Source organism: Methylobacterium guangdongense (genome assembly GCF_038442355.1).
Taxonomy (GTDB): domain Bacteria; phylum Pseudomonadota; class Alphaproteobacteria; order Rhizobiales; family Beijerinckiaceae; genus Methylobacterium; species Methylobacterium guangdongense.
In genome coordinates, this window is the sequence record NZ_JBBXMX010000009.1 from 33,340 (window position 1) to 42,547 (window position 9,208).

10 protein-coding genes are annotated in these 9,208 nt (G+C 69.9%); 6 read left to right on the plus strand and 4 right to left on the minus strand.

All coding sequences use genetic code 11. The features are described from left to right. The first annotated feature begins 105 nt into the window (after positions 1 to 105). From AAHG09_RS17810 to denD, 5 genes are all read left to right on the plus strand, one after another. Positions 106 to 1,428, plus strand: a complete 1,323-nt coding sequence (locus AAHG09_RS17810; RefSeq protein ID WP_342108792.1) for an MFS transporter — start codon at positions 106 to 108, stop codon at positions 1,426 to 1,428. Positions 1,429 to 1,606: 178 nt separating this feature from the next. Beyond that, positions 1,607 to 2,515 carry an L-threonate dehydrogenase gene (gene ltnD / locus AAHG09_RS17815; RefSeq protein WP_342108793.1) on the plus strand — a complete coding sequence of 303 codons (909 nt, stop codon included), beginning with the start codon at positions 1,607 to 1,609 and terminating at the stop codon, positions 2,513 to 2,515. 207 nt (positions 2,516 to 2,722) lie between these two features. Beyond that, complete coding sequence (gene otnI / locus AAHG09_RS17820; RefSeq protein ID WP_342108794.1) at positions 2,723 to 3,505, plus strand: 2-oxo-tetronate isomerase; 783 nt, start codon at positions 2,723 to 2,725, stop codon at positions 3,503 to 3,505. Then, positions 3,502 to 4,776, plus strand: coding sequence for a 3-oxo-tetronate kinase (gene otnK, locus AAHG09_RS17825; RefSeq protein WP_342108795.1), 1,275 nt, complete (start codon positions 3,502 to 3,504; stop codon positions 4,774 to 4,776). The genes otnI and otnK overlap by 4 nt, the downstream gene beginning before the upstream one ends. Before the next feature lie 170 nt (positions 4,777 to 4,946). Further along, entirely contained in the window at positions 4,947 to 5,924 is a 978-nt protein-coding gene (denD, locus tag AAHG09_RS17830) for a D-erythronate dehydrogenase (protein ID WP_342108796.1), read from the plus strand. A 14-nt stretch (positions 5,925 to 5,938) separates the two neighbouring features. Here the strand turns inward: denD and rlmN are convergent, their stop codons facing one another. Continuing rightward, positions 5,939 to 7,213: a dual-specificity RNA methyltransferase RlmN gene (rlmN, locus tag AAHG09_RS17835; protein ID WP_342108797.1), complete on the minus strand. Its 1,275-nt coding sequence runs from the start codon at positions 7,211 to 7,213 to the stop codon at positions 5,939 to 5,941. A 99-nt stretch (positions 7,214 to 7,312) separates the two neighbouring features. Between rlmN and AAHG09_RS17840 the strand changes: the two genes are divergently transcribed. After that, entirely contained in the window at positions 7,313 to 7,969 is a 657-nt protein-coding gene (locus AAHG09_RS17840; protein ID WP_342108798.1) for a class I SAM-dependent methyltransferase, read from the plus strand. 70 nt (positions 7,970 to 8,039) lie between these two features. Here AAHG09_RS17840 and grxD read toward each other — a convergent pair whose 3' ends face one another. The 3 genes from grxD to AAHG09_RS17855 are packed head-to-tail and all read right to left on the minus strand — an operon-like array spanning position 8,040 to position 9,175. Continuing rightward, positions 8,040 to 8,378, minus strand: coding sequence for a Grx4 family monothiol glutaredoxin (gene grxD / locus AAHG09_RS17845; RefSeq protein ID WP_243996921.1), 339 nt, complete (start codon positions 8,376 to 8,378; stop codon positions 8,040 to 8,042). A 30-nt stretch (positions 8,379 to 8,408) separates the two neighbouring features. Further along, positions 8,409 to 8,915, minus strand: a complete 507-nt coding sequence (locus tag AAHG09_RS17850; RefSeq protein ID WP_342108799.1) for a DUF29 family protein — start codon at positions 8,913 to 8,915, stop codon at positions 8,409 to 8,411. A gap of 23 nt (positions 8,916 to 8,938) precedes the next feature. Beyond that, positions 8,939 to 9,175, minus strand: coding sequence for a BolA family protein (locus AAHG09_RS17855; protein ID WP_007568343.1), 237 nt, complete (start codon positions 9,173 to 9,175; stop codon positions 8,939 to 8,941). Between the last annotated feature and the right edge of the window lie 33 nt (positions 9,176 to 9,208).

The following is a 9,208-nucleotide window of genomic DNA, read 5'->3' on the forward strand; positions in this document are numbered from 1 at the left end:
GGCAGCGCTGCCAAAAGGCGATATGGCACCGGCCAGCGCCGCCTTACGAGCGGTGAAGATCACTATTCGTCCGTACTGGAAGGGTGCGGGCTCGGGAGAACGTCCATGCCGGTCCAAGCCGCCCCGCTCGGGGGCGCCACCGCAGCCGCGGATGAAAAGTCCTTCGCCGACCGCACCTACGCGAAGGTGTTCTGGCGCCTCGTGCCGTTCCTGATGCTCTGCTACGTCGTGGCGTATCTCGACCGGGTGAATGTCGGCTTCGCCAAGCTCCAGATGGCGCAGGAGCTGAAGTTCTCCGAGACGGTCTACGGCCTCGGCGCCGGGATCTTCTTCCTGGGCTATTTCCTGTTCGAGGTGCCCTCGAACGTGATCCTGCACCGGGTCGGCGCCCGGGTCTGGATCGCCCGCATCATGATCACCTGGGGGATCATCTCCGGCGCCTTCCTGTTCGTGAACTCCGAGTGGAGTTTCTACGGGATGCGCTTCCTGCTCGGCCTCGCCGAGGCCGGCTTCTACCCGGGCGTGATCCTCTACACGACCTCGTGGTTCCCGGCCCACCGCCGCGCCAAGGTGATCGCGGTGTTCATGGCGGCGATCCCGATCTCCGGCATCTTCGGCAACCCGCTGTCGGGCTGGATCATGGACGCGTTTAACGGCACTCACGGCCTGTCGGGCTGGCAGTGGATGTTCCTGATCGAGGCGGTGCCGGCGGTGCTGGTCGGCATCGCGGTGTTCCTCTACCTCGATAACCGCCCGGCCGAGGCCAAGTGGCTGTCCGACTCCGAGAAGCAGCTCCTCGAGCGCGACATCGCGGCCGACAACCAGGGCAAGGAATCGAGCCCGCACTCCATCGCCACCGTGTTCCGCAACGGCCGCGTGTGGTTCATGAGCCTGATCTACTTCGCCTTCGTGACCGGCCAGTACGGCCTGACCTTCTGGATGCCGACGATCGTCAAGGCGTCGGGCGTGCAGGGCAACTTCAACATCGGCCTGATCAGCGCGATCCCGTTCCTCTGCGCGGCGGTGGTGATGGTCCTGCTCGGCCTCTCCGCCGACCGGATGCGCGAGCGCCGCTGGCACCTGATCATCCCGGCGCTGATCGGCGCTGTCGGTTTCGTGGTCTCGGCCAATGCCGGCTCGACCACGCTGGCCATCGCGGCGCTCTCGGTGGCGGCGGCCGGCGTGCTGACCTGCTCGCCCCTGTTCTGGTCGCTGCCGACGGCGTTCCTGAGCGGCGCGGGCGCGGCGGCCGGGATCGCGCTGATCAACTCGGTGGGGAATCTGGCGGGTTTCGTCAGCCCCTACGTGATCGGGGCTTTGCGCGACGCCACCGGCAGCACCGCCGCCGGCCTCTACGCGCTCGCCGCCATGCTGGTGGTCGGCGCGGTCTGCGTGTTCGTGACACCGGCCCGGATGGTCAACCGCTGACACTCGATCCAGGCGCGACCTGCCCCCTCTCCCGTGCGGGAGAGGGTTGGGGTGAGGGATGCGACCTCTCCGGACAGTTCTCGACCCTCACCCTGTCCCTCTCCCGCACGGGAGAGGGGACCCGCGCTTCAAGCGGCGACGCCAAGGCACCCTCCCCTTCACGCAGGATCCGCCCCCGATGACCAATCCAACCAACCGCGCCGCGGTGATCGGCCTGGGCTCCATGGGCTCCGGCATGGCCGGCTCGCTCCTGCGGGCGGGGTTTTCCGTCGCCGCCTGCGACGTGAATCCGGAGGCGGTGGCGCGCTTCGCAGCCGCTGGGGGGCGCGCCGCCGCGAACCCCGCCGAGGCGGCGCGGGATGCCGACGTGGTGGTGAGCGTGGTGGTCAACGCCGCCCAGACCGAGGCGGTGCTGTTCGGCGAGACCGGCGCCGCCGCCGCGATGCCGGAGGGCGCGGTGTTCGTCTCCTCCGCCACCATGGACCCGGCCATCGCCCGCGCCCTCGCGGCGCGGCTGGAGGCCACGGGCCGCCACTATCTCGACGCCCCGATGAGCGGCGGCGCCGCCCGCGCGGCCGATGGCGGGCTCACCTTCCTGGCCTCGGGCTCGGCCGCGGCCTTCGCCAGGGCGCGGCCCGCCCTCGATGCCATGGCGGGCACGCTCTACGAGCTCGGCGATGCGGCCGGCCAGGGCGCGGCCTTCAAGATGATCAACCAGCTGCTCGCCGGCGTCCACATCGCCGCCGCCAGCGAGGCGATGGCGTTTGCGGCCAAGCAGGGCCTCGACTTGCGGCGCGTCTACGAGGTGATCACCAAGTCGGCCGGCAATTCGTGGATGTTCGAGAACCGGGTGCCGCACATCCTCGACGCCGATTACAGCCCGAAGAGCGCGGTCGACATCTTCGTCAAGGATCTCGGCATCGTGCAGGATATGGCCCGGGCCGAGACGTATCCGGTCCCGGTGGCGGCGGCGGCGCTGCAGATGTTCCTGATGGCGTCGGGCGCCGGCATGGGCCGGGACGACGATGCCTCCGTGGCGCGGCTCTACGCGCAGGTCTCGGGGGCGACGCTGCCGGGGACGAGGTGATCACCGCCGTTCCCACCCTCGGCCTCGTCCTGAGGTGCCCGCGCCAGCGGGCCTCGAAGGAGGGTTCCAGGGATCGCGCGGCTGGATGAAGGGCTCCTTCGAGGACTCCGCTCCGCTGCGGCACCTCAGGATGAGGTGGGTCGATTGGATGATGGTCCGCTGAGCGGATCGCCGCGTTTGAAGGTTCGGACCGGGAGTCCCAGAAGAATGCCGCGCTTTGCCGCCAACCTGAGCCTGATGTTCAACGAGGTGCCGTTCCTCGACCGGTTCGAAGCTGCGGCCCGAGCCGGCTTCGATGCCGTCGAGTTCCTGTTCCCCTACGAGCACCCGGCGGAAGCGATCGGCGAGCGGCTTCGGGCCCACGGCCTGACGCAGGCGCTGTTCAACCTGCCGCCGGGCGATTTCGCGAAGGGCGAGCGCGGCTTGGCGGCGTTTCCTGAGCGGTTCGATGAGCTGAAGGCGGGCGTCGAGACGGCGCTCCGCTACGCCGCGGCGACCGGCGTCGGCCGCCTCCACCTGATGGCGGGCCTCGCCCCCTGGGACGACCCGCGCGCCATCGATGCCTACCGCCGGGCGGTCACGTGGACGGCGGAGCGGCTGGCCCCGGCCGGCCTCGATCTCGTCCTGGAACCGATCAACGGCCGGAACATGCCGGGCTATTTCCTCAACGACTTCGGCCGCGCCGCTGACCTGATCCGCGACCTGGCCCTGCCGAACCTGAAGCTTCAGTTCGACCTGTACCATTGCCAGATCCTGCACGGCGACGTGACCATGCGGCTGCGCGCGCTGATGCCGCTCATCGGCCACGTCCAGACCGCGAGCGTGCCCGAGCGGCACGAGCCCGGCACCGGCGAGATGAACGACGTTTTCCTCTTCGACGAGCTGGACCGGCTCGGCTACCGCGGCTTCGTCGGCTGCGAGTACATCCCGGCCGCCGACACCGTCGCGGGCCTCGGCTGGCTCGCCGCCTACAGAGGGAACGCCCGATGAGCCTCGCCCTGGGATGCGTCGCCGACGACTACACGGGGGCCTCGGACCTCGCCAACACCTTGACCAAGGCGGGCCTGCGCACGATCCAGACCATCGGCGTGCCTGAGGCGGGCCGCGCCCTGCCGGAGGCCGACGCGGTGGTGGTGGCGCTCAAGAGCCGCTCGATCCCGGCCGATCAGGCCGTGGCGCGCTCCCGCGAGGCGGAGGCCTGGCTGCGGGCGCGGGGCGCGGCCCACGTGATGTTCAAGGTCTGCTCGACCTTCGACTCGACGGATGCCGGCAATATCGGTCCCGTGATGGATGCCCTGCGGTCGGATGCCGGCGAGGCCATCGCCCTCGTCACGCCGGCCTTCCCCGAGACGGGGCGCAGCGTCTACCAGGGCAACCTGTTCGTCGGATCGGTGCCGCTGAACGAGAGCCCGCTCAAGGATCACCCGCTCAACCCGATGCGCGACGCCAACCTCGTGCGCGTGCTCGCCCGCCAGAGCGCGAGCCCGGTCGGCCTGATCGACACCGCCACGGTCGCCAAGGGCGCCGAGGCCGTTGCGGCCCGTCTCGATGCGCTCGCCGAGGCGGGCAAGGGCGCCGCCATCGCGGATGCGATCTTCGACAGCGACCTGGAAGTCCTCGGCCGGGCGATCGTCGCCAAAAGGTTCTCGGTGGGTGCCTCCGGCCTCGGGCTCGGCCTCGCCCGCGCGCTGGCGGCCGATGGGCGCGGCACGCGAGACGCCGCCGGCGCCGCCGTCGGCGAGCCGGTGGGGGGAACCTCGGCCTGCCTCGCCGGCAGCTGCTCGCAGGCGACGCTTCAGCAGGTCGACGCCGCGGAAAAGATCATGCCGGTGCTGCGCCTCGATCCGGCGCGGCTGCTCGCGGGCGCTGACGTGGTCGCCGAGGCCCTGGCCTTCGCCGAGGAACGCCTCGCCGCCGGCCCGGTGCTGATCGCCACGTCGGCGGCCCCTGAGGCGGTGCGCGCGCTGCAGGCGCAGCACGGGGTCGACGCGGCTGGCCACGCCATCGAGGCGGCGCTGGCGGCGATCGCCGAGGGCCTCGTCGCCCGCGGGGTGCGCCGGCTGGTGGTGGCGGGCGGCGAGACCTCCGGTGCGGTGGTCGACCGTCTGGGCTTGACCGCCTTCCTGCTCGGCCCCGAGATCGCGGCGGGCGTGCCCGTCCTGCGCACGGCGGGCCGTCCCGAGCCGATGCTGCTCGCCCTGAAATCCGGCAATTTCGGCGGCGCCGATTTCTTCGGCCGCGCCCTCGACATGATGCAGTAAGGGGGATTCCAAAGGGACCCCGTCCCTTTGGTGGGGTGTCGGGGTGAAACCCCGACCTATGGATCCTGGCCCCCCGTGAGGGGGGCCAGGATCCATACAGCAGGGCTCTGCCCTGCACCCGCCAAAGGACACGTCCTTTGGGATCCCATGACGTTTCTCGGGAGGATTTCATGCACGCCCTGATTCTCGGCGCCGCCGGCATGATCGGCCGCCGCCTCGTGGATGCCCTGGTGACGGAGGGCCGGGTCGGCGGGGAGCCGCTCACCGCCCTCACCCTGCTCGACGTGGTGCCGCCGTCAGCGCCGGAGGGCTTCTCCGGCCCGGTCCGGGCCGAGGCCGCCGACCTCACGGCGCCCGGCGCCGCCGAGGCCGCCATCGCCGAGCGGCCGGGGGTGATCTTCCACCTCGCGGCCGTGGTCTCGGGCGAGGCCGAGGCCAATCTGGAGCTCGGCTACCGGGTCAATCTGGACGGCACCCGCCTGCTCCTCGACGCGATCCGCGTGGCCAACGCGGCGGACGGCTACCGGCCGAAGCTCGTCTTCACCTCCTCGCTCGCGGTGTTCGGCCCCCCCTTCCCCAAGGTGATCCCGGACGACTTCATCCTGCGCCCGGCCTCCTCGTACGGCGTGCAGAAGGCGATGGGTGAGCTGATGCTCGCCGACTACGCGCGCCGCGGCTTCCTCGACGGGATCGGCCTGCGGCTGCCGACCATCTGCGTGCGGCCGGGCAAGCCCAACAAGGCGGCCTCGGGCTTCTTCTCCGGGATCATCCGTGAGCCGCTGGCCGGCCAGGCGGCGATCCTGCCGGTGCCCGATACGGTGCGGCACTGGTTCGCCAGCCCCGCCGCGGCGGTGGGCTTCCTGATCCATGCGGCCGGGCTCGACCTCGCGGCGATCGGCCCGCGGATCAGCCTGACCATGCCGGGTGTCTCGGCGACGGTGGCGGAGGAGATCGAGGCCCTGCGCCGGGCGGCGGGCGACAAGGCCGTGGCGCTGATCCGGCGCGAGCCCGACGCAACCATCGCGCGGATCGTCGGCTCCTGGCCGGAGGCGTTCGAGCCGGAGGCGGCTCTGGCCCTGGGCTTCCGGGCGGACGCTTCCTTCGACGCGATCGTGGCCCAGCACATCGCCGAGTTCCACGGCGGCTGAGGCTCAGGGCCGCTTCAATCGTCGGCGCCGGCGTAGAAGCTCTCCACGCCGATGCCCTCCTCCTGCATCAGCCGGGCGCGGGCGCGCAGCTTCTCGGTCTCGCTCTTGAGCTGGCCGCAGGCCGCCAGGATGTCCCGGCCGCGGGGCGTGCGCACCGGCGAGGCGTAGCCGGCGTTGAACACGATCTCGGAGAAGCGCTCGATCCGGTCCCAGTCCGAGCATTCGTAGCGGCTGCCCGGCCAGGGGTTGAACGGGATCAGGTTGATCTTGGCCGGAATGCCCTTGAGCAGGCGGACCAGCTCCCGCGCATCCGCGTCCGAATCGTTGACGCCCTTGAGCATCACGTACTCGAAGGTGATCCGGCGGGCGTTGCTCAGGCCCGGATAGGCCCGGCACGCCGCGAGCAGCTCGGCGATCGGGTATTTCCGGTTGAGCGGCACCAGCTCGTTGCGCAGGTCGTCGCGCACGGCGTGCAGCGAGATCGCCAGCATCGCGTTCGCCTGCTCGCCGAGCCGCGGGATCTGCGGCACCACCCCCGAGGTCGAGACCGTGATCCGCCGCCGGGACAGGCCGAGGCCCTCCTGGTCGGACATCACCCCGACCGCGTCCACCACGGCGTCGAGGTTGTAGAGGGGCTCGCCCATGCCCATGAACACGACGTTGGTGACGAGCCGGCCGACCTCGCCGGAGCCGCCGGCGTCGCGGCTCGGCATCTGGCCGGGCCAGTCGCCGAGCTCGTCCCGGGCGGTGACGAGCTGCTGCACGATCTCGGCCGACGAGAGGTTGCGCACGAGGCGCTGCGTGCCGGTGTGGCAGAACGAGCAGGTCAGCGTGCAGCCGACCTGGGAGGATACGCAGAGCGTGCCCCGATCCGGGCCCGGGATGTAGACGCACTCGATCTCGGCGCCGCGATTATGCTCCTGCCGGTTGGTCGGCGCCATGCGCAGCAGCCACTTGCGGGTGCCGTCGCGGGAGACCTGCCGGCTCGCCACTTCGGGGCGCTCCAGGGTGAAGTGCTCGGCGAGCTGCGCCTTCAGCGCCTTGCCGACATTGGTCATCTCGGCGAAGTCGGACGCGCCGCGGAAATTGACCCAGTGCCAGACCTGGCCGGCGCGCATCCGGCTCTCGCGCTCGGGCACGCCCATGCCGATGAGCTGCGCCTTGAGGCCCTCGCGGGTCAGACCGACCAGCGACGGGCGACGCCCGGGCAGCGCCTCGGGGAGGAAATCGGGCGCCTTCTCGATCGCGGCATCGGCCGCGCGGGCGCTGTCGAGCGACGGCGTCGCCATGGCGTTCAAACGATCCATACGATTGGAAAGCGTTTGATATAGGCGATTCCGGCGGCGAATGCGAATGCGCGCCGGCGACAGCTGACCCCACGGAGAGCCATGGCGACCGACACGCAGGCCGGGCAGGCGATCTACAACCCGCGCACCCTACAGATCTACGACCTCGTCGTGCTGCGCCTGTTGAACCCGTTGATCTGGCGCTGCCCGACGGCGCGGATCCTGGATCTCTACGACCGGCACGCCGGCGTGGCACATTGCGATGTCGGGGTCGGGACCGGCTGGTACCTCGACCGATGCCGCTTCCCCACCCCAGCGCCGCGCATCGGCCTGATGGACCTCAACACCGACAGTCTCGTCTTCGCGGCCGACCGGATCGCGCGCTACCGGCCCGAGACCTACCGGGTCGATGTGCTCGCTGACCCGGTCACCGGCCTTGCGCCGTTCGACTCGATCGGGATGACCTACCTGCTCCACTGCCTGCCGGGCGACATCGCCGCGAAGGCCACGGCCTTCGACACTTTGCGGCCGTGCCTGGCCGACGACGGCGTGGTGTTCGGCGCCACGATCCTGTCGGGGGGCGTCCCGACCACGGCGGCGGCACGGGCGCTGATGCGGGTCTATAACCGGAAGGGGGTGTTCTCGAACGAAGCCGACACCCTGCCGGACCTGCACGCGGCGCTGAACCGTCGCTTCCGGTCCGTGGAGATCACGGTCGTCGGCTGCGTCGCGCTGTTCGTCGCGCGGGAGCCGCGCTGATCCAGGCCTTGCGCCCACGAAAAAGGGCGCCGTCAGGCGCCCTCATCCAACGTCCCAAGTCCCAGTAAAATCAGGCGGCGGCGGTCTTCACCGGGATGCCCTTCTCGGACAGGAAGGTCTGCAGCTCGCCCGACTGGAACATCTCGCGGGTGATGTCGCAGCCGCCGACGAACTCGCCCTTCACGTAGATCTGCGGGATGGTCGGCCAGTTCGAGAAGGCCTTGATGCCCTCGCGGATGCCCTGATCGGCCAGGACGTTCACGCCCTTGAACGGCACGCCGAGGTAATTGAGGATCTGCACCACCTGCCCCGAGAAGCCGCATTGCGGCATCTGCGGCGTGCCCTTCATGAACACCACCACGTCCTGGGAGGCGATCTCGTTCTGGATGGTCGTGTTTGCGTCGGTCATTCCTAAAAACCTTTCCGCTGTTCGACGGACTTAGTGACTGTCCCCAGAACGTTTCAATACCAGCGTCAAGCGCTCGAGCGCACGATCCATATCGAAGTCGGGCGCGACGAGCTCCTCAGGCGTGAACGGCAGTGCCTCTGGCAGCCCACGGACCAGCTTGTCACCGAAGATGGCGAGGGACGCGGCCGCGAGCTTCATCGAGTCCGCCCAGAGACGATCCCAATCAATGCGCTGCCGCATCGAGCGACGATAATCTCGCGCGGCCAAGGTTTGAAAGTAGAGGACTTCCTTACGCCAGGATTTTGTGGATTGAGCGAGAGGCGCGGATACATACTTCAGGATGTGGATCAGCATCTGCAAGAGCGCGCTCTGGACCGCGCCGATCTCGGACCGTCCCACGCTCTCGACCTCCTCGACCACATTCTCCCAGTCGAGCACATTCGACAAGTCGGGCCTCTGAGCAAGCGCGCGCAGGGCTGCCGCCTGCTCCTCGGCCCAGGTCACGATGTCGTCGTCGTAGAGACTCGGTCGGTCCATCGGGAGCGCTCCCGCCAGAAGGCTCAATCCTGCGGGACGCCCGTGGTCAGCGCAAGGGCGTGGAGCACGCCGCCCATCCGGCCCTGGAGGGCGCCGTAGACCATCTGGTGCTGCGCCACCCGGGTCTTGCCCTTGAAGGCCGCCGACAGGACGGTGGCGGCGTAGTGGTCGCCGTCCCCCGCGAGGTCGCGGATCTCCACCTGCGCGTCCGGCAGGGCCTCGCGGATCATGCGCTCAATCTCGCCCGCATCCATCGGCATCGGGAAACTCCTGGGGTCGAGCATCATCCCGAA